The organism is Piscinibacter sp. PDB1-1 (assembly GCF_056675995.1).
Genome location: NZ_JBWVZJ010000002.1, coordinates 819820 through 838502 on the forward strand (window position 1 = coordinate 819820; position 18683 = coordinate 838502).

An 18683-nucleotide genomic window follows, 5' to 3' on the forward strand; every position below is an offset into this window, starting at 1 on the left:
GATAGCGCCATGGTCGGCGTGGCTGGTGGCGGCGCCGATCGTGCTGCTGGTGCCAACCCTCTGTTTGACGAGCTGCTCAAGATCGCGACGCCAACGACTCCCCTTGCACACTGCCCCTACTCAGCCGCCACGCGCCGCCGCTTCGCGCAGCTTGTCCTTCTTGCTCTTGCGCCGGCCCTTGATGCCGCCCTCGGGCGGTGACGTGGGCGCTGCGTCTTCTCGTGGCTCGAAACCCGCGACGCGCTCGCGCGGCACGCGCTGACCCTGGCGCTTCTCGATGAGGCGGAAATGCGCCTCGCTGGTGGCGCTGACGAAGCTCACCGCCAGCCCGGTGGCGCCGGCGCGGCCGGTGCGGCCGATGCGGTGGGTGTAGTCGTCGGCGGAGCGCGGCAGGTCGTAATTCACCACCACGGGCAGGCCGGGGATGTGCAGGCCGCGTGCGGCCATGTCGGTGGCCAGCAGCACCTGCAGCGCGCCGCTGTTCAGATCGGCCAGCACGCGTTGGCGTGCGCCCTGGCTGAGGTCGCCGTGGAAGGCGGCGGCGGCCAGCCCGTTGCGGCGCAGCTTGTCGGCCACGTGTTCGCTGGCATAGCGCGTGGCCACGAAGACCAGCACGCGCGACCACTGGCCCTGCTCGATGAGGTGGCGCAGCAGCGGTGTGCGCTGGGCGGTGTCGACCTCGACCGCGTGCTGCTCGATGGCGGGCGCCTCGCCGCTCATGGTGGCAGGCTCGGCCACACGCGCGGGGTCGTGCAACAAGGCATCGGCGAGCGCCTGCACGGCGGGCGGGAAGGTGGCCGAGAAGAAGAGGCTCTGCCGACGCCTGGGCAGCAGAGCCGTGATGCGCGCGAGTTCGTCGGCAAAGCCTTCGTCGAGCAGGCGGTCGGCTTCGTCGAGCACCAGCAGCTTGACGTCGCCGAGCCGGATCGCGTTGCGCTCGACGAGATCGAGCAGGCGGCCCGGCGTGGCCACGACCACCTCGGCGCCGCCGCGCAGACCCATCATCTGCGGGTTGATCGAGACACCGCCGAAGACCACGGCCACCTTGACCGGCTCGACCAGATGGCGCGACAGGGCACGGAGCGTCTCTCCCACCTGCGCCGCCAGCTCGCGCGTGGGCACCAGCACCAGGGCGCGCGTGCGCAGCGCGCCAGGCTGCCACGTGGGCCGCACGGTGCCGAGGCCGTCGAGCAGCGGCAAGGCGAAGGCGGCGGTCTTGCCCGAGCCGGTGTGCGCGCATCCGATGACATCGCGCCCCTGCAGGGAGAGCGGGATGGCCGCGGCCTGGATGGGCGTGGGTGCCGCGTAGCCGCGCTCGGCGGCGGCGTGCGCCAGCACATCCGACAGGCCGAGTTCGGCAAACGGTGACGCGGCGGAAGCGGGCCCCGCGGGCGGCAGCTTGATCACAGCCGCCTCACCTTCACCGAGCGGCCCTTCACCTTGCCGGCGTTGAGCCCGCGCAAGGCCTTGTCGGCCACGTCGCGCTGCACGGCCACGTAGGTGGAGAAGTCGTTGATGTCGATCTTGCCGATGCTCGCGGCCTCGAAGCCGAGGTCCTTGGTGAGTGCGCCCAGCACGTCGCCCTTGCGGATCTTCTCCTTGCGCCCGCCGAGGATCTGGAGCGTGACCATGGGTGGGCGCAGCGGGCCGCGCGCGGCGTCGTTGTCCGTCTGGGCGGCGGCTGTCAGCTCGGCGAGCGGGTGCCACGCGCTCTCGCGGCCCTGCATCTCCTCGATGCGGCCCACGCGGCCCATCTCGTCCATGCTGGCGAGGTTGAACACTAGGCCCGAGGCGCCGGCGCGGCCGGTGCGGCCGACGCGGTGGGTGTGCACCTCCACGTCGGGTGTGATGTCGACGTTGACCACCGCGTCGAGCCCGGCGATGTCGAGGCCGCGCGCCGCCACGTCTGTGGCCACCAGCACGCTGGCGCTGCGGTTGGCGAACTGCACCAGCACCTGGTCGCGGTCACGCTGCTCCAGGTCGCCGTGCAGTTCGAGCGCGACGAGGCCCTCGGCCTGCAGCACCGCGACGAGATCGCGGCACTGCTGCTTGGTGTTGCAGAAGGCGAGCGTGCTCTCGGGGCGGTAGTGGTTGAGCAGCAGACCCACGGCGTGCAGGCGCTCGTCTTCGCTCACCTCGTAGAAACGCTGCTCGATCTGGCGCGCGTCGTGCCGCTCGGCGAGCTTCACCTCCTGCGGGTTGCGCAGGTAGCGCGCGGCGAGCTGGGCCACGTCGTCGGGGTAGGTGGCCGAGAACAGCAGGGTCTGGCGCTTGGCAGGCGGCGGGCAGGCTTGCGCGATGGCGGCGATGTCGTCGGCGAAGCCCATGTCGAGCATGCGGTCGGCTTCGTCGAGCACCAGGGTGTTGAGGGCGCTCAGCGCGAGCGACTCGCGGCCCAGGTGATCGAGCACGCGGCCCGGCGTGCCCACGATCACGTGCGCGCCGTGCGCCAGGCTGGCCATCTGCGGGCGCATCGCGGCGCCACCGCACAGCGTGAGCACCTTGATGTTGTCTTCGGCGCGCGCCAGGCGGCGGATCTCCTGCGACACCTGCTCGGCCAGCTCGCGCGTGGGGCACAGCACCAGCGACTGCACGTCGAAGCGCTTCGCATCGAGCCGGGCCAGCAGCGGCAGCGTGAAGGCCACCGTCTTGCCGCTGCCGGTCTTGGCCTGCGCGATCAGATCCTTGCCGGCCAGGGCCAGCGGCAGGCTGGCGGCCTGGATCGGGGTCATGTGCTCGTAGCCCAGCTGCTGGAGGTTCGCCAACATGGGGTCGGCGAGTGGCAGGGTCGAGAAGGCGGGGCCGGGGGTGGGTGCAGTCATGCCGCGATTGTCGGCCCCAGGGCTGTGGCGCGAGCTTCTAGCCCTTCACGGCCACATAGCCGCGCGTCTTCATGCACGCGCCGATGAGGTCGGCCTGGCGCATGCCGGCGACCACGCCATCGCCCACCGCCTGGCCGAGGATCTCGCTGCCGTGCTTGTTGTGGACGTTGTAGCTGCTGCCGTAGCTGGCCGTGGCCACCTTGGCCTGGTACTCGCACTCGTGCCTGGCCTGCGTCACCGGCGAGACCGTCTCGCCCGAGGGCACGTAGGTGGTGGAGGCGCAGCCCGCGAGAGCCAGGCTGGCAGCGGCCAGGACACCAAGAACCAGTTGCGACTTCTTCATGACGTACTCCTGTGTGTTGGGAGGGTTGCCGCCGTTGTGAAGCGGTGAAGGCAGTGTCTGGCGGGGCTTGTCGACCGCAAAGCCGATTTCATTTAATTAAGCGACCCCAACATTTGCTTAAGATTGCCGGCATGCGCTTCGACCCCCGACAGACCGCCGCCCTGCACGCCGTGCTCGAAACCGGCAGCTTCGAGGCCGCCGCGCGGCAGCTGCACATCACCTCGTCGGCGGTATCGCAACGCGTGCGGGCGCTGGAGCTGGCGATGGGCGGCACGCTGGTCTCGCGCACGCGGCCCTGCCACGGCACGCCGCTCGGCCAGCGCCTGATGCAGCACCTGCGGCGCAGCGCCCTGCTCGACGACGACTTCGCCGCCGAGATCGACGGCCAGGCCGACGCCCCGCTGCGGCTGGTGCTCGCGGTCAACGGCGACACGCTCGCCACCTGGTTCCTGCCCGCCCTCGCCCCGGTGCTCGCGGCCGAGCACGCGCTGCTCGACACCCACGTGGACGACCAGGACCACACGCATGCGCTGATGGTGTCGGGCGAAGCGGTCGGCTGCGTCACCACGCGCCCCGAGGCCATGCGCGGCAGCGTGGCCGTGCACCTGGGTGCGATGCGCTACCGGCTGATGGCCTCGAAGGCGTTTGCGCAAGCGCACTTTCCGCGTGGCCTCTCGCGCGACGGGGCGCGGCGCGCGCCGGTGGTGGGGGCCAGCCGCAAAGACCAGCTGCATGCGCGCGCGCTGGAGCAGCGCCTGGGCCTCGCGGCCGATGCCTACCCGTGTCACTACATCGGCCCGCCGATTCCGCGCTTCGAGGCCATCCGCCAGTCGCTCGGGCACGGCATGCTGCCCGAGCTGTGGTTCACCACGCAGCCCGCGGCCACGCAGGCCGAGCTGGTCGACCTGATGCCGCAGCACCCCACCGACGTGGAGCTCTACTGGCACGGCTGGAAGGTGCAGTCGCCGCGGCTGGAGCGCCTCACGCAGCGCATCGTGGAGGCCGCGCAGGCGGTGCTGCAAGCGCAGCCCCCGGGCCGCAAGCGCAGCCGCAGCGCGAAGCCCTGAGGCTCAGGCGGGCGTGGCCTTCACGGCGGCTTCGGCCTCGGCGGCCCAGCGGTAGGCGGGATCGAGCGCGAGCGCGCGAGTGGCCATCTGCCGCTCGGCGGGCGTCATCTCCACCAGCAACTCGACTTCGCCGGCCACGCTGGTGGCCACAGCCAACCCGCCGCGGTAGAGCACGCGCGAGCCGGCGACACGCGCGAGCTTGGGGCCGGGCAGCACGGTGCCGAGCAGGTTGGCGGGGTCGGTGGCGGCGAGGCAGATGAGGCTTTCATCGGCCGGCTGGCGGCGCGTCTGGCGCATCAGCGCGATCGCATCGGGCAGCGCGAACTGCTCGCCGCTCTGGCCCGCGATGAAGCGGCCGCCGCGGATCTCGCCGCGCGCTTCGAGCCGGCGGTACACGCGCACCAGCTCGCGCCAGGGCGGCAGCCATGCGGCCTCGCGCTCGAGCATGCGCCACGAGACCACGCCGTAGCGGCGCAGCAGGGTGCGGGCCACATGCTCCAGCGCCTCGGTGGCGAGCGCATCGCTGCGCTGCGGCTGGCGGATCAGCGTCCAGCGGCCGGCGTCTTCCACACCGAACAACGCCACGCGGCGGCGGTGGCGCGAGTACGCGGTGGCGCGCTTGCCCGCCGGCACCAGCAGCGCGCGCAGGCCGGCGTAGCTGTCGCAATTGGCGCGGCCACGCACCACGAGTTCGCTCAAGGCGTCTTCGAGTTCGGCGCGCAGCAGGTGCGCGCCTTGGGCGATCTCGTCGAAGAACGAGGCACCGTGCTCGGCCAGGTAGGCGGCCACGCGCTGGGTGCGCGGGCTGAGCGCGGCATCGTCCCCCGGCGGCGGCGCGAGCTGCGACCAGGGCGCAGCGCTGCGGCGCGGCAGCAGCAGGATCGGCGTCGTGCGCAGCGAGGCCCCGCCCGCGCGGCCTTCGCTCGCCAGCGGGCGCAGGCGCGTCCAGAGCGTGCGGCCGGCGGTGCAGAGGTCGTCGAGCCAGGCGCTGCTGTAGTCGCTCACGCGGGCGGGCAGCAGCTCGGCCTCCCACATCGCGGCCGGGGCCTCGTAGCCTTCGAGCTGCGAGAGCACGCCGGCCAGCGCCTCGGGGCCGCTCACGCGGCTGCTCGCGCCAACGTGCTGCCACTCGAAGAGAAAGCGCACGAAGTCGCGCGGCTCCACGGGTTCGATCTCGCGGCGCAGGCGCTTGAGTGTGTAGCGGTGGATGCGTGCGAGCAGGTGGCGCTCGCACCATTCGGTCTGGTCGGTGCCGGGGGTGAAGCGGCCTTGCATCACGCTGCCTTCGCGTTGCAGGGCCAGGAGCGCGAGTTCGATGTCGGTGGCAGGCAGGTGGAGTTGCCGGGCTAGGTCTTCGACGGTGACGGGGCCAAGGCCACTGAGGCGCGAGCGCAGAAGTTCGCGCAGGGCATCGTCGCGTTCGGGGGCTGCGGCGTACTCGGTGGGAGGCGCGATCACGGGCTGAAGCTGCGCGCCGGGGTACAGGACGGAGACCGCCGCAAGGCGCTCGGCCGCGACCCACAGCCCCTCACGCGCATCACCACCACCGCTCAGGCTGAGGTATCGAAGCCCGGCACGGTCTGAGCGGGCCTTCGATACCTCAGGCTGAGCGGGTGGTGGTGGGGGCAGCAACAGGGTTGCGCGTCCGGCCTGCGCCAGCTCGTCCAGCCACACCGACCAGCCCTCGTTGCGCGCCACCTCCTCGCTCGTCACCACCCCCAGCAGGTTCAACGCCTCGTGCATCTCGTCGGCATGGCGCGCATCCGGCCACGCCTCTTCGCGCACGCTGGCAATCGCCTCGGCGTCGAGCGCGCCGAGATCGTCGGCACTCTCCGGATCGGTGTAGCGCCGGTTCTGCACGGCCTGCGTGCGGCGCTCTTCCAGCGGCGCATCGTCGAGAAAGGCATAGGGCCGCGCGTTCAGCACCTCGGCCGCCAGCGGCGAAGGCGCCGGCAGGTCGCGCGCGATCACCTGCACGTCGCCCGACTCCATGCGCCGCAGCAGCTGCAGCCAGCCTTCGGCGTCCATCGCTTCGTACAGGCAATCGTGCAGGGTCTGCGCGACCAGCGGGTGGTCGGGCACCTCGCGTTCGCCGACGATGTTCTCGGCGCACGCCACCTGGTCGGGGAAGACGGCCGCGAGCAGGTCTTCGGACTTCATGCGCTGGAGTTGCGGCGCGACCTTGCGCCCGCCGCTGTAGCGCGGCAGGGCCAGCGAGATGGTGGCGTTCCAGCGCCAGCGCACGCCGAAGAGCGGCGCATCGAGCAGCGCCTGCGTCAGCACGTGCAGCGCGGTGTTGCTGTGCAGGTAGCGAGCCACCTCGTCGAGCGGGAAGCTGTGCGCGGTCGACAGCGCAAGCTGGATCGCGTCTTCGGTGGCCGCGGCCTGCAGCTCGAAGTTGAACTGCCGGCAGAAGCGCTTGCGCAGCGCCAGGCCCCAGGCGCGGTTGAGCCGGCTGCCGAAGGGCGAATGGATCACGAGCTGCATGCCGCCCGATTCGTCGAAGAAGCGCTCCATCACGATGCACGCTTGCGTGGGCAGCGCGCCCAGCACCTGCAGGCTGCGTGCGAGGTGGTCGACGAGCTGGCGTGCGGCGTCGCCGTCGAGCGCGAGTTCGTGCACCAGCCAGTCGATGGCGGCGGGCGCGCCCTGCTGTGCGATCACGTCACCGAGTTCACCGCGCAGCCGCGCCACGCCGGCCGAGAGCTCGTCGCTGCGGCCCGGCGCCTCACCCAGCCAGAAGGGAATGCTCGGCGGTGCGCCGTGCGCGTCTTCGACCCGCACGCGGCCGGGCTCGATGCGCAGGATGCGGTAGCTCGCGTTGCCGAGCTGAAACACATCGCCCGCCAGGCTCTCGACGGCGAAGTCTTCGTGCACCGTGCCGATCTTGTCGGCCTGCGGTTCGAGCAGCACGGTGTAGTCGGCGGTGTCGGGGATCGCGCCGCCGGAGGTGAGCGCGGTGAGCCGCGCGCCGCGCCGCTCGCGCAGGCGGTGGTGCACGGCGTCGCGGTGCACGTAGGCGCCGCGCTGGCCGTTGCGGGTGCTGAAGCCGTCGGCGAGCATGCGCACGATCTCGTTGAAGCTCTCTCGTTGCAACTGCGCATACGGCCACGCGCGACGCACGAGTTCATAGAGCGAGTCTTCGTCCCACTCGCGGCTGGCAACCTCCGCCACGATCTGCTGCGAGAGCACGTCGAGTGGTGCGGGCAGCACGCTCAGCGCATCGAGCTCGCCACGGCGGATGCAGTCGAGCAGCGCGGCGCACTCCACGAGTTCATCGCGCGATTGCGGAAAGAGCCGCGCCTTGGGCACGCCGCCCACCGCGTGGCCTGAGCGCCCGGCGCGCTGCAGGAAGGTGGCAATGCCGCGCGGCGAGCCGAGCTGGCACACCAGATCGACGTCGCCGATGTCCAGCCCCAACTCCAGCGAGGCGGTGGCCACCAGCACCTTGAGTTCGCCGCGCTTGAGGCGCTGCTCGGCAGACAGCCGCGCTTCTTTCGCCAGGCTGCCATGGTGGGCCGCAACAACTTCCTTGCCGAGCAACTCACCCAGGTGCCGCGCGGCGCGCTCGGCCATGCGTCGCGTGTTGACGAAGACCAGCGTGGTGCGGTGCGCGCTCACCAGGGCAGCCACCTGCTGGTAGACCTGCTCCCACTGGTCGTTCGACATCACCGCGCCGAGCGGCGTGGGCGGCACCGTGAGCGCGAGGTCGCGCCGCTTGGCGTAGCCGATGTCGACGATCTCGCAATCGGCCCGGCCGTCGTGCACATGCGCCGCGCCGACCAGGAAGCGCGCCACCTCGTCGATCGGCTTCTGCGTGGCTGACAGGCCGATGCGCATCAGCGGGTGCACGCTCAAGCCTTGCAGGCGCTCCAGCGAGAGCGCGAGGTGGCTGCCGCGCTTGCTGGCGGCGATGGCGTGGATCTCGTCGACGATCACCGCGCGCACGGTGCCGAGCATCTTGCGGCCCGAGGCCGAGCCGAGCAGCACGTAGAGCGACTCGGGGGTCGTGACCAGGATGTGCGGCGGCTTGCGCAGGGCGAGCTGGCGGTCTTTCTGCGAGGTGTCGCCGGTGCGCACGGCGCTGCGGATCTCGACCGCGGGCAGGCCGAGCGCGGCCAGCTCTTCGCGGATGCCCAACAAAGGTGCTTCGAGGTTGAGGCGGATGTCGTTGGAGAGCGCCTTCAGCGGCGAGACGTAGACGATCACCGTCTCGTCGGGCAGGCCTTCAGGCCGCAAGCCTTGCCGCACCAGGCCGTCGAGCGCGGCAAGAAAGGCCGTGAGCGTCTTGCCCGAGCCGGTGGGGGCTGCGACCAACGTGTGCCGCCCCGCGCGGATCGCCGGCCATGCGGCGGCCTGCGCTTCAGTAGGGGCGGCGAAGTGGCGGCTGAACCAGTTGGCGACCGCGGGGTGGAAGTCCTGCAAAGCCATCGAACCAGCATATCGCTGCGCTCCTGACAAATACAAGACAACACCCGACACCCGGGCGGCGCGCGAGGAACACCGATTGCTGCACTGCGATTCACACACGAAGGGAGCAAACGATGGCCAAGTCGCCAGGGCACCAGAAGTTTCCAGAGCATCAGGTGCGCGAACAGCAGATGGGTCAGCCGATGAAGGTCGTGGTCGACGGCGAACTGATCGCGGCCTCGATCGACGTCATCCGCGTGGTCGAAGACCGCTGCCCGGTGCGCTTCTACTTCCCGCGGGCCGATGTGTCGCTGCGCCATCTCGAACCCACGCACACGACGAGCTCGTGCCCCTTCAAGGGCGAGGCCACCTACTTCACGCTGAAGGTGGGCGATCAACGCTGGCCCGACGCCGTGTGGAGCTACGAGAACCCGTACGACGAGCACCGCGACCTGCGTGGGCGGCTGGCGTTCTACGAAGAAAAGATCGAGGGCATCCGCATCGGCGATGTGCCGGCCTCGCAGACCTGACCGCACCGCCCGTCAGATCGCGAAGGACAGCTCCAGAGGATGCGCGCGCTCGATGCGCCGCGTGCGTTCCACGCGCTGGATGAGCAGCTCCGACAGTGTCTTGGCCGGCGGCAAAGGTCCGAAGCCCGAGTCCACATTGATGTGGCCGACGTCGCCGAGGTTCACGAACTGCGAGCCCCAGCGCCGGGCCCACAGGCGCGAGCTCGCGGCCGACATCCACGGGTCCGTCTCGCTCCCCACGAGTACGCTCGGCACAGGCAGGCCATGGGTCGGGAGCAGCGATTCGACGGCAAACTTCTCCGGGTCGGCCGGCGCCACCAGCAACGCCGCCTGGATGCCTGCCTCGCCTTGCTTGATCGCCTGACGCGACAGATGTCGGGCAATGGCCAGGCAACCGAAGCTGTGCCCCACGGCCACCCACCGCGCACCGGGGTAGCACGCCAGTGTGTCGCCAAGCCGCGCAGCCCAGCGGTCAAGGTCAGCGCGCGCCCAGTCGTCCTGTTGCACGCGCACGGCGCTGCGGAAATGAGCTTCGAGCCAGGTCTGCCAATGGGCGGGGCCGCTGCCGTGCAGGCCGGGCACGATGAGCACACGCACGGGGTTGCCTTGGTAGGCCATGGGTAAAGGGCTCAGAGCGTGGCCAACGACACTTCGGTCGACTTCACCAGCGCCACGACGTCGCGCCCAGGCTCCAGGCCCAGCTCTTTCACCGAGCGGGTGGTGATGACCGAGGTGACGATCAGGCCCGAGGGCGTTTCGACATCGACCTCGGAGACGACCGGGCCGATGATGACTTCCTTGACCTTGCCGCGGAACTGGTTGCGCACGTTGATGGCGGTGATGCTCATGGGGATTCCTTCTTGTGTGTTGACGAGGTGAGGGAGTGAATCTGACGCTGGGGGCGCCGGGGTTCAGACAGACCAGCGCACATTGCGCGAAGGCCAGGCCGTGTGCGTGGGGTGCGTGTCGCCGCGAGCACGCGCCAGCAGCGCGTCGCGCTCATGTTCGGCGTCGAGGCGACGTTGAAACTCTTCAGCGCGGTCGACCAGAGATTGCAGGCTGCGGGTCACACGCTGCTGCACCTCGGGCAGCGGCAGATAGCCTTGCGTGTCGTGGCGAGGGATGTGCGCGTCGGTCGCAAATACCGGGTCGAGGATGTCGCGTGCGCCCAGCGCCGATATCACCGGCTTGAGCGCGTAGTCGAGCGCAAGAAGATGCGCCATGCTGCCGCCCGTGGCGAGCGGAAGAACGGTCTTGTCGCGCAGGCCATCTTGCGGCAGCAGATCGAGGAACGCCTTCAACAGCCCGCTGTACGCCGCCTTGTAGATCGGCGTGGCGATCAACACCACCTGAGCCTGCGCGACTTCGTCGAGCGCCTGGCGGATCAGAGGGTGGTCGAACTGCGCCTGCAGCACCGCCTCGGCGGGCAAGTCGCGCACCGAGATACTGCGCAGGCTGCTCGCGACCGGTTGCAGCTGCGTCTGTGCAAGTTGCAGCAAGCTGCCGGAACGTGATGCCAGCGAGGGGCTGCCGAGAATGCCGATGATCTTCATGGGTGTTCAGAATACGAAGCACCCTTCATTCGGCAAACGAACAAGAACGGCTTTCGATAGCGGAAAACCGAGTAGATCCCTGAGTGACACACAGGAACGCGCCTGCCGATGCGCGTGGATCGACAGGCGCGTTCAGATCAAACGTGGCGCCGCTTACTTGGCAGCGTCAGCGTCCTTGATCTGCTTCTTCTCTGTTTCGTACGTGGTCTTGGCGTGCGCCTTGTCCTGCTTGGAGGTGGCCTTCGCCTCCTTCTTGCAGGCACGCTCCACCGAGCCGTCGGCGCTGACTTCGCAATCGGCCTTGTTCAGGTCTTCGTTGGCGTCAGCTACCTTCTTGCGGGCCTTGTACTCGGCCTTGGATTGGGTCTTGGCGTCCTTGGCCGCTTGCGACGGCGCGGTGGACGGCGTGGGCGAGTCGATCACGTTCGGCGTGGTCTGTGCGTACGCGACACCACAGGTGAAGCCCGCAGCGATGAGGGTTGCGATGAGTTTCTTGGTCATACGATCTCCTGAGTCGACTGGATGTCCCAGCCTGAGCCCATCCGGCAATCGCCATGCCGCGGCCGAAGTACGCACGCCGGCAAAACTTGCCGAGGTTTGAGATGATGCGCAGCCATGTCTGCAAGCTCTCCCGCATCCCCGCGCGCGTCATTGCTCGTCGCTTGCCTGTGCGCGCAATGGTGCGGGAGCTGTCGCGAGTACCGCAGCCTGTTCGACGAAGTGGCCGATGCATTCCCTGACATGCGCTTCATGTGGGTCGATATCGAAGACGAGGCCGATCTCGTGGACCCGGTCGAGGTGGAGAACTTCCCCACGCTGCTGATCGCGTCCGGTGATCGCACCACCTTCTTCGGCCCCCTGATGCCGCACAAGGAAACCCTCGTGCGACTGCTGCGCGCGCAGGCCGATGCCACCCATGACAGCCTGCCTGCAGCCGATCCCGAGGTGCAGGCCCTCGTGAAACGGCTGCAGGCCTGAAGGCACAGGCCGACCGCCTTTGCTGGCCGCGCGTGCGACGACCACTTGGCGCCCTAGAATGCGAACCGTTCGCATTTGATCGTGCAGGCCGACCTGCACAGCCTGGAGTACCCATCGCATGACATCACCTCGCGCCCAACTGTGGGCCTGGCCCATCGCCATGGGGCTCCTCAGCGCCACCGGCCTTGTCACTGCCCTGGTTTCAGAGAGTTGGGGCGATGTGTGGTCCTGGGTCGGGCTCGGTGTCCCCGTGCTCGTGATGGGCTGGTTCAGCCTTCGGCGCTGATACCGCACACGCGCCTCTCTTGCCCATCAGTACGCAGAAAGACGTCTCGCCATGCTCACCGCCCGCTCGCTCAAGATCTGGTCCTGGCTGCACAAGTGGTCCAGCCTCGTCTGCACGGCCTTCATGCTGCTGCTGTGCCTCACGGGCCTGCCGCTGATCTTCCACCACGAGATCGGCCATTTGCTCGGCACCGAGGTCGAGGCGCCCGAGATGGCGGCCGACGCACCTCGCGCCAGCCTCGATGACGTGCTCGCCTCGGCGCGCAAGTTGTACCCCGAGCGCGTGGTGCAGTTCGTCTCGCAGGCCGAAGACGACGACAAGGTCTGGTTCGTCACGCTCACGCCGACGCCTGATCCCACCGACGATTTCAAGTCGGTCGCGGTGGATGCCCGCACAGGCCAGGTGCTGGCCCAACCCAAGTTCGACGAAGGCTTCATGTACGTAATGTTCAAGCTTCACGTCGATCTCTTCGCGGGCCTGCCAGGCAAGCTGTTTCTCGGCCTCATGGGCCTGCTGCTGCTCATCGCCATCGTGTCGGGCGTGGTGCTTTACGCGCCCTTCATGCGCAAGCTGCAGTTCGGCGACGTGCGGCGCGACCGGTCGCCGCGCGTGAAATGGCTCGACCTGCACAATCTGCTGGGCGTAGTGACGCTGGTGTGGGCCTTCGTGGTCGGCGCCACCGGCATGATCAACACCTGGGCCGACCTGATGATCAAGTATTGGCAGTACGACAAGATCAGTGTGCTGCTCGCACCGTACAAGGGCCAGCCGATCGTGGCCGACACGGATCGCGCCTCGGTGCAACGATCGCTCGACGTTGCCGTCGCGCACAAGCCTGACATGAAGACGAGCTTCATCGCATTCCCGGGCACGGCGTTTTCGAGCCCTCATCACAACACCGTCTTCCTGCGCGGCGACACGCCGCTCACATCGCGCTTGCTGCAACCGGTCCTGGTCGATGCCAAGACGGTGGAGGTCACGGCTGCCCCCGCACTGCCCTGGTACCTGACCGCGCTGCTGGTGTCGCAGCCACTGCACTTCGGCGACTACGGCGGCATGCCGATGAAGATCATCTGGGCGCTGCTCGACATCGCCACCATCATCGTGCTCGGCAGCGGGCTGTACCTGTGGTTGAAACGCAAGGCACCCAGGACGCTGGCAGAGGACGCGGGCGCGATGTTGCCGAGCGACTCGATCGCGTCAGCCAAGTAGGCCCGCGAACTGAGTTGTCGGTGTCCATGGCAGCCATCTCGCGCGGCTATTTTTTGACTCGTCCCGGCCCGTAGAGAGCCCCGGGATCGCGATCAAGGGCCGTGCTTGCGGGTGCCTGAGCTTGCTCAGTAGTGCGGGGGCAGTTCGTCGCGCAAGCTGCGGACGGCGGGCCCGCCGTCGGCCGTGGGCATCTGGTTGCGCAGGGTGGACAGCTCAGTGGTCAGGCGGTCGATCTGGGCCTGTTGGCGCGCGACGATCTCGTTGAGCGTGTCCAGCAGGTCTTCAGTGAAGCTCGCCTTGATCTCGAGATCGGTGAGGCGGGCGTCGGCGTCGGTGGGTTCCATCGACCGCATTGTCTCGCGTCACGGTTGGCCGACGCGTTATGAGGCCTGGACGAAGCGCCAGTGAATGGGCAACCTCCTGGGCCTTTTCCCAGCAGGCCCCTCCTGCTGGCTTTGCATCCCACATCGACCGCGTCCGACCCGATGCAGACGCAGCAGCAGCCTTCAGGCTCATGGCGAAACGAGGCCAGCCTCGCGCATCACCTTTTGCTCGTCCTCATGCGAAATCCAGAACGCAGCCTTGGGTCCGGACCCTGAGTCGAACAGAAAATACGTGATGAAGAAGCGGAAGGTCATCGGCTTCCTCATTTCCTTCTCGAATGTCATCTGCCAGTGCACCTTGGCCATGGTGTACTTCTCGTCGAGAGGCGTTTCCTCCAGGCTCAACACCTCAGCGCGTTTGAACCCGATTTGCGCAAAGAACGTCTTTCGCTGCACGAACGATTCGCGAAGCTTCTCGTCATTGCGCCCGCACGACACGCCATTCGGATCTCCGGCCATAAACTCTGACATGTAGAGGGAGCCCATCAAGTCCGGATCGAAGGTGTTGGCGCCTTCCTCGTAGCGTGAAAAGAAGTCCTGAATCGTTCCCATGTTGCTTCGCGTGTGAATGTCCGCTTCTGGCCGACTCCAGCGACACGTGCGCCGAACGGCGAACCCGGATCAGTCTTGAACTCCCTTTCAGATGGCAGCAGGCGGCCGTGCAGCGGCTACCGTCCCCTCGTTCACATGCGTCCAGCTCAGCTGACTACTACCAAGCGGTCGCTCGCCAGATAGTGCCGATAGATGAATTCACCACCGTGCGGGGATTGAAGCCATGGGCCGAGAATACGCGACTGGCCTAAAAGACTCGTTAGCTGACCTGCTTATCCCGATGCCTCACATCTCAGATACCTCCGAGACCACTTCGGGCTCAACGCCCAACGCGACGTTGGGCGCACCGACCGAGGTGCCGCCAACTGACCCCACAGGGACCCGTACATCGGTGCCGCGGCCCGAACCCAGCGTGGGCGACACCGCGCGCCTGCTGGCGAAGCACTTTCCGGCGCTTTTCGGTGCGGGCGTAGTCAAGCCGGTCAAGCTTCGCATCCAGGCCGACATCAATCAGCGTGCGCCCGGCGTCTTCACCAAGAAGGCACTCTCAGTCTTCCTGCAGCGCCACACCACCAGCACCACGTACTTGAGAGCCCTGGTGGCCGAGGGCGCCACGCGCATCGACCTCGACGGCCTGCCGGTCTGCGAAGTTGCCGCCGATCACCGCGATGCTGCAGGCGCGGAACTCGAGCGACGCCGTAGCATCGTTGAAGCAAGGAAGCATGCGGAGCGCGAGACTCGGACATCGCGACCACCACTTCCTCAACAGTCGGAGCTGTCGCAGGCGGCTCCGGAGGCAATCGGCGAACGACCTGCCACGCTTGGAGCGCGCCCAGTGCTCCGTGACACTTCGGATCGCCCAGGCCGCTCTGCGACGTCATCCCACCCCGGTCAAGCGCAACGACCGCGTCAACCTCGCGTGAAACCAAACCGCGGCCGCGCCGAGCTGAAGCGTGTCCGTGCACCTGAGGACGACCACGTGAACACGCCTGGCCTCCCGCTTGCTTCCGAGGAGTCGCCCGAGGCCAAGGCTCGCCACCAACGCGCAATGCTGTTGCGCAGCTTTGAGCAGAGCCCACTCTCGAAGGCGAACTTTGGGGCCTTGAAGGGGTTGAGTGAGGGTGCCTTGGACGAGCTTCTGACCCTTGCGCGGGAAGAGCGCGGCTCACGGTGATGGCCGCCGTGCGAGAGGTGTCGGGCCGTTTCGTCGCCGATCATGGACGGCGAAGTAGCCACTTGGCAAACCTTGATGGCGCTCAAGCGCTCTGCAGCAGATGTGAGAACTAACGTGCTCAGCAGCGCGGCGATGAGCTTCAGGATGCCAGTGTGGAAGTGAGGCGAAAGCGTTGACTCATCGCTTGGGAAGCTGCAACGGGAGCTAGGCGAGGCAGATCGCCGCGACCATGTCACGCTTCAACGAAAGGATCAGGTAGCTTCTGCGGCAGATCGGTTGTTGGCTGCCGCGTGTTCCGATTCCTGAATCTCTGCGCTGGGCATCGCCATGCGAAGACTTTCACGGTACTGCTCTGCTGGTGCCTCATGCACCACCTCAGCAACGGCATCGTAGCTTTGCCGGATGATTGCCTCGATCTCTTTCAGGTCCGCTCGGAAGAACTCCTTGCGCCCATTGACCCTATTCAGTCGGCCGGCGGCGAAGCGCTCATGAAGCTTGGCCTCCAGCGCAGGCGCGTTGTCTGAGAACACCATGGCATGCACGTCGAACCAGAACGGCACTGAAGCATCGCCGAGCTCGTCCACTCGATCCATCGGATCCAGGCGACGCGTCATGCCAATCTTGTAAATGCCCTCCCCAAACGCTCCGACGTTCGAGATGACGTACGCGTGACCGGCCTTCACGTTCTGCTCTCGGTAGTCGATCACCTTCTCTTCGCTGTCGAGGACGACCTTGCTGACCTCGACCGCCGTGGGCATGGCCTGATCGGCGGCGGACAGCACACCGTCCGCGCCGCGCGTTCGCGCGTAGTGCCGGACTTGATGCCGCCGATGCCTGCACCGTTGAAGGTGACGACTCGCTGGACGCGGGGCTGACCGTTGGGCAACAGGTCTTGGTAGCCATGCAGCATGTTGAAGGCCGTGGCCAGGTGCCCACCCAGGCTGTAGCCCGTCACGGCGAACTGGCTGCCCGCCGGCAGTTTGCCGCTGGCTTGCAGCTTCGCGTACCAGGCTTCCATGTCGCGGATCTGACCGAAGGCAAAGCCAAACTCCTTGATCTCAAGTTCGTTGGTCGCCTTGCTGTCGCGCGCAGCGTCGTCGATGAACTCGGTGGAGCGGAAGGAGATGACCAGCTCGCCCGTGACTCTGTGCTTGAACAGGGTGCCGCTGAAGCCGGACTCGAAGCGCTTGCCGGCGAACCCGGTTGCAGGGTTCGGGTCTTGCTCGAAGAGGGATTGGTCGAGGATTTCCCAGTTGGTGTTGAAGTCTTTGGCCTGCAACTCCGTAAACCGGGATGCGTGTGTATTGCCTAGCACCAAAGCGTCAATGAGCGGCTGCCCCGAATAGCGAGTCGCGCCAGCCTCAGTATTGAGTAGCGCCTCTGCCGCCATCTGCAAGTCGGCGTACTTGAGATAGTCGGCAATGGTGGGTGGTGTTGTTGGCACGTTGATCTCCCTGATCAGGTACTAGAGTTTTGGCTTGAGAACTTTTTCGACGAAATCGAGTGTCTGGTATGGCTGTTCGCTGGCCGCGTGCCCGCTACCGACTTTCGGGCCTTTGAACTCTCTACCGAATGCAGGACAGGCATTGTTTGCTGCAAACAGCCACGGCGACCGATTGCCCGCGCTGCTGCCTTGGGCCCAATCCATCATGTAACCGATGCGCTCGGCGATCACTTCGTTCGTCTGCAGATCGATGACCTTGAGCGAGCTGCCGGCGATCCAGTACTCGCGCTCTTCCCGCGTCGAGATGTCGTCGTAGGTCACTCCATAGCGAGGCGCGACATCGGGAGCCGGAGTCTTGTCCAGGGCGAACATGCGTGTTGTGAATTGCCTGCCGTCTCCTCCCCCGGCAAGGACACCCGACGTAAGCGTTACCTGTCTGACACCTCCCGTGTATCGATACCGCTTGCCATCCATGGGATCGACTGCTTCCACATAACGAAAGCCAAAACGAGGAGGCGCCCCGAGCGGAATGTCTTTGCTACTTGCTTGAAAGCTCCCTCGAAGAAACGTCTCGATGTAGCCATCACCACGGAAGTCGCGTCCATACGGATCATCCAACTTGAACTGATCCCCAAAGTTCACCTCTTGAGGCCTCAACTTGAGGAGCAGCACTCCCTCGACGTTCTCCACCGTCCGATGGATCTTCTCCCCTGCGGTCTTGCACCGCTCCTGGAACATCGCCTGCGCCCTGGACTGTCGCCCTTGTGCTTCTGACTTGCTGGGCCCCGCCCCGCATGCTGCGAGCGCAAAGCCCAGCAGGGCAAGCAGCAACGCGCGTGCACCTTGGCACCGTGTTCTTGCGATGGTCTTCATGCGGTGATCCTCCACGACGTATCGTTGGCGTTGCGAGTCCTGACCGTGAGCACGGCCATCTGGTAGTCGATGTTGGCCTGGGCGATGCTGGAGGCCGGCACGTTCTTGGGCGAGGGTCTGCCGTCTCCGCTGGGCACGCTGGGCACGCTGGGCACGTTGGGCACGCGGGCTGCCTCGTCGCGGATGGCTTTGACGCGAGCGGAGGCGTCCAGAACCATCTGAGCCTGCTCGGCGGTGATGCTGTCAAAAGGCTGGCCTTCCACGGGAGACGTCAGCGCCGTGAGCGTGGCCTGGTCGGCGGCGGAGAGCACGCCGCCCGCGCCGCGCGTTCGCGCGTAGATCGCGTTCAGATCGGCGTTGGTGAAGGTGAACCGCTGCCCGTCGGTATTGGCCGCCAAGGTGGTGAACGCGGTGACGATCTGCGCCAGGTTGCCGGACTTGATGCCGCCGATGCCTGCACCGTTGAAGGTGACGACTCGCTGGACGCGCGGCTGACCGTCGGGCAGCAGGTCTTGGTAGCCATGCAGCATGTTGAAGGCCGTGGCCAGGTGCCCGCCCAGGCTGTAGCCGGTGACGGAGAGCTGGCTGCCGGCAGGCAAATCGCCGTCGGACTTGAGCCTGGCATACCAGGCTTCCATGTCGCGGATCTGGCCGAAGGCGAAGCCGAACTTGGCGATCTCCAGTTCGTTGGTTGCCTTGTTGTCGCGCGCAGCATCGTCAATGAACTCGGTGGAGCGGAAGGACATCACCAGCTCGCCCGCCTTGGCTCCAGTGGCCGGGTCATCCAGGATGCATCGGAAGAGGGTGCCGCTGAAGCCGGTTTGGGTGGTGGCTTCTTGGTCGAGGACTTCCCAGTGATCAGCGAAGTTCTTGGCTTGGATCTGGGTGAATCGGGAGGCGTGCTTGTTGCCGACCTTTAGGGCATCAATCAACGCTTGCCCCGAATAACTCAAACTCCCATCTTCAGCATTGAGAAGCGCCTCTGCCGCCATCTGCAGATTGGCGTACTTGAGGTAATCGGAAACTGTTGGCGGCGTTGTCGTTGCAGGCATGCTG

The 18683-nt window shown here is 67.0% G+C and carries 20 protein-coding genes; 6 read left to right on the plus strand and 14 right to left on the minus strand.

Going from position 1 to position 18683, the window contains the following annotated elements; genetic code table 11:
- Positions 1–120: 120 nt before the first annotated feature.
- Genes AC1KAR_RS15500 through AC1KAR_RS15510 form a run of 3 tightly spaced genes read right to left on the minus strand, consistent with a single transcriptional unit; the run spans position 121 to position 3165 of the window.
- Positions 121–1407 (minus strand): DEAD/DEAH box helicase, encoded by a 1287-nt coding sequence (locus tag AC1KAR_RS15500; protein WP_480319243.1) that lies wholly within the window; start codon positions 1405–1407, stop codon positions 121–123.
- Positions 1404–2822: an ATP-dependent RNA helicase DbpA gene (gene dbpA / locus AC1KAR_RS15505; RefSeq protein WP_480319245.1), complete on the minus strand. Its 1419-nt coding sequence runs from the start codon at positions 2820–2822 to the stop codon at positions 1404–1406. The genes AC1KAR_RS15500 and dbpA overlap by 4 nt, the downstream gene beginning before the upstream one ends.
- A 37-nt stretch (positions 2823–2859) precedes the next feature.
- Complete coding sequence (locus AC1KAR_RS15510) at positions 2860–3165, minus strand: hypothetical protein (RefSeq protein WP_480319247.1); 306 nt, start codon at positions 3163–3165, stop codon at positions 2860–2862.
- A 131-nt stretch (positions 3166–3296) separates the two neighbouring features.
- Between AC1KAR_RS15510 and argP the strand changes: the two genes are divergently transcribed.
- On the plus strand, positions 3297–4232 hold the full coding sequence (argP, locus tag AC1KAR_RS15515) for an HTH-type transcriptional regulator ArgP (protein ID WP_480319248.1): 936 nt from the start codon (positions 3297–3299) through the stop codon (positions 4230–4232).
- A gap of 3 nt (positions 4233–4235) precedes the next feature.
- Here the strand turns inward: argP and AC1KAR_RS15520 are convergent, their stop codons facing one another.
- The gene (locus tag AC1KAR_RS15520) at positions 4236–8663 is read right to left on the minus strand and encodes a DEAD/DEAH box helicase (RefSeq protein ID WP_480319250.1); all 4428 of its coding nucleotides are present in this window, start codon (positions 8661–8663) and stop codon (positions 4236–4238) included.
- Between the two features lie 113 nt (positions 8664–8776).
- On the opposite strand from AC1KAR_RS15520, the gene AC1KAR_RS15525 reads away from it, so the two are divergent.
- Complete coding sequence (locus AC1KAR_RS15525) at positions 8777–9172, plus strand: DUF427 domain-containing protein (protein WP_480319251.1); 396 nt, start codon at positions 8777–8779, stop codon at positions 9170–9172.
- Positions 9173–9184: 12 nt separating this feature from the next.
- Here the strand turns inward: AC1KAR_RS15525 and AC1KAR_RS15530 are convergent, their stop codons facing one another.
- The 4 genes from AC1KAR_RS15530 to AC1KAR_RS15545 all read right to left on the minus strand — a co-directional run bounded on the left by AC1KAR_RS15530 (position 9185) and on the right by AC1KAR_RS15545 (position 11226).
- Entirely contained in the window at positions 9185–9790 is a 606-nt protein-coding gene (locus AC1KAR_RS15530; RefSeq protein ID WP_480319253.1) for an RBBP9/YdeN family alpha/beta hydrolase, read from the minus strand.
- Between the two features lie 11 nt (positions 9791–9801).
- The gene (locus AC1KAR_RS15535; protein ID WP_480319255.1) at positions 9802–10020 is read right to left on the minus strand and encodes a TOBE domain-containing protein; all 219 of its coding nucleotides are present in this window, start codon (positions 10018–10020) and stop codon (positions 9802–9804) included.
- Between the two features lie 63 nt (positions 10021–10083).
- The gene (ssuE, locus tag AC1KAR_RS15540; protein WP_480319257.1) at positions 10084–10725 is read right to left on the minus strand and encodes an NADPH-dependent FMN reductase; all 642 of its coding nucleotides are present in this window, start codon (positions 10723–10725) and stop codon (positions 10084–10086) included.
- 153 nt (positions 10726–10878) lie between these two features.
- Positions 10879–11226: a hypothetical protein gene (locus AC1KAR_RS15545; RefSeq protein ID WP_480319259.1), complete on the minus strand. Its 348-nt coding sequence runs from the start codon at positions 11224–11226 to the stop codon at positions 10879–10881.
- A gap of 114 nt (positions 11227–11340) precedes the next feature.
- Here AC1KAR_RS15545 and AC1KAR_RS15550 point away from each other — a divergent pair, with 114 nt between their 5' ends.
- The 3 genes from AC1KAR_RS15550 (at position 11341) to AC1KAR_RS15560 (ending at position 13201) form a co-directional block, all read left to right on the plus strand.
- Positions 11341–11703: a thioredoxin family protein gene (locus AC1KAR_RS15550; RefSeq protein ID WP_480319261.1), complete on the plus strand. Its 363-nt coding sequence runs from the start codon at positions 11341–11343 to the stop codon at positions 11701–11703.
- Positions 11704–11821: 118 nt separating this feature from the next.
- Positions 11822–11989: a hypothetical protein gene (locus tag AC1KAR_RS15555; RefSeq protein WP_480319263.1), complete on the plus strand. Its 168-nt coding sequence runs from the start codon at positions 11822–11824 to the stop codon at positions 11987–11989.
- Between the two features lie 51 nt (positions 11990–12040).
- Complete coding sequence (locus tag AC1KAR_RS15560; protein WP_480319265.1) at positions 12041–13201, plus strand: PepSY-associated TM helix domain-containing protein; 1161 nt, start codon at positions 12041–12043, stop codon at positions 13199–13201.
- 125 nt (positions 13202–13326) lie between these two features.
- Here AC1KAR_RS15560 and AC1KAR_RS15565 read toward each other — a convergent pair whose 3' ends face one another.
- Positions 13327–13545, minus strand: coding sequence for a SlyX family protein (locus tag AC1KAR_RS15565; RefSeq protein ID WP_480319267.1), 219 nt, complete (start codon positions 13543–13545; stop codon positions 13327–13329).
- A 168-nt stretch (positions 13546–13713) separates the two neighbouring features.
- The gene (locus tag AC1KAR_RS15570; RefSeq protein ID WP_480319269.1) at positions 13714–14136 is read right to left on the minus strand and encodes a hypothetical protein; all 423 of its coding nucleotides are present in this window, start codon (positions 14134–14136) and stop codon (positions 13714–13716) included.
- A gap of 412 nt (positions 14137–14548) precedes the next feature.
- On the opposite strand from AC1KAR_RS15570, the gene AC1KAR_RS15575 reads away from it, so the two are divergent.
- Positions 14549–15310 carry a ProQ/FINO family protein gene (locus AC1KAR_RS15575; RefSeq protein WP_480319271.1) on the plus strand — a complete coding sequence of 254 codons (762 nt, stop codon included), beginning with the start codon at positions 14549–14551 and terminating at the stop codon, positions 15308–15310.
- Between the two features lie 251 nt (positions 15311–15561).
- Here the strand turns inward: AC1KAR_RS15575 and AC1KAR_RS15580 are convergent, their stop codons facing one another.
- The 4 genes from AC1KAR_RS15580 to AC1KAR_RS15595 are packed head-to-tail and all read right to left on the minus strand — an operon-like array spanning position 15562 to position 18679.
- Positions 15562–16068 (minus strand): GIY-YIG nuclease family protein, encoded by a 507-nt coding sequence (locus AC1KAR_RS15580; protein WP_480319273.1) that lies wholly within the window; start codon positions 16066–16068, stop codon positions 15562–15564.
- Positions 16014–16754, minus strand: a complete 741-nt coding sequence (locus AC1KAR_RS15585) for a hypothetical protein (protein ID WP_480319275.1) — start codon at positions 16752–16754, stop codon at positions 16014–16016. The genes AC1KAR_RS15580 and AC1KAR_RS15585 overlap by 55 nt, the downstream gene beginning before the upstream one ends.
- Positions 16755–16775: 21 nt before the next feature.
- Positions 16776–17627 carry a hypothetical protein gene (locus tag AC1KAR_RS15590; RefSeq protein ID WP_480319277.1) on the minus strand — a complete coding sequence of 284 codons (852 nt, stop codon included), beginning with the start codon at positions 17625–17627 and terminating at the stop codon, positions 16776–16778.
- On the minus strand, positions 17624–18679 hold the full coding sequence (locus AC1KAR_RS15595) for a hypothetical protein (RefSeq protein ID WP_480319279.1): 1056 nt from the start codon (positions 18677–18679) through the stop codon (positions 17624–17626). Before AC1KAR_RS15595 ends, AC1KAR_RS15590 begins: the two co-directional genes overlap by 4 nt.
- Positions 18680–18683: the final 4 nt, after the last annotated feature.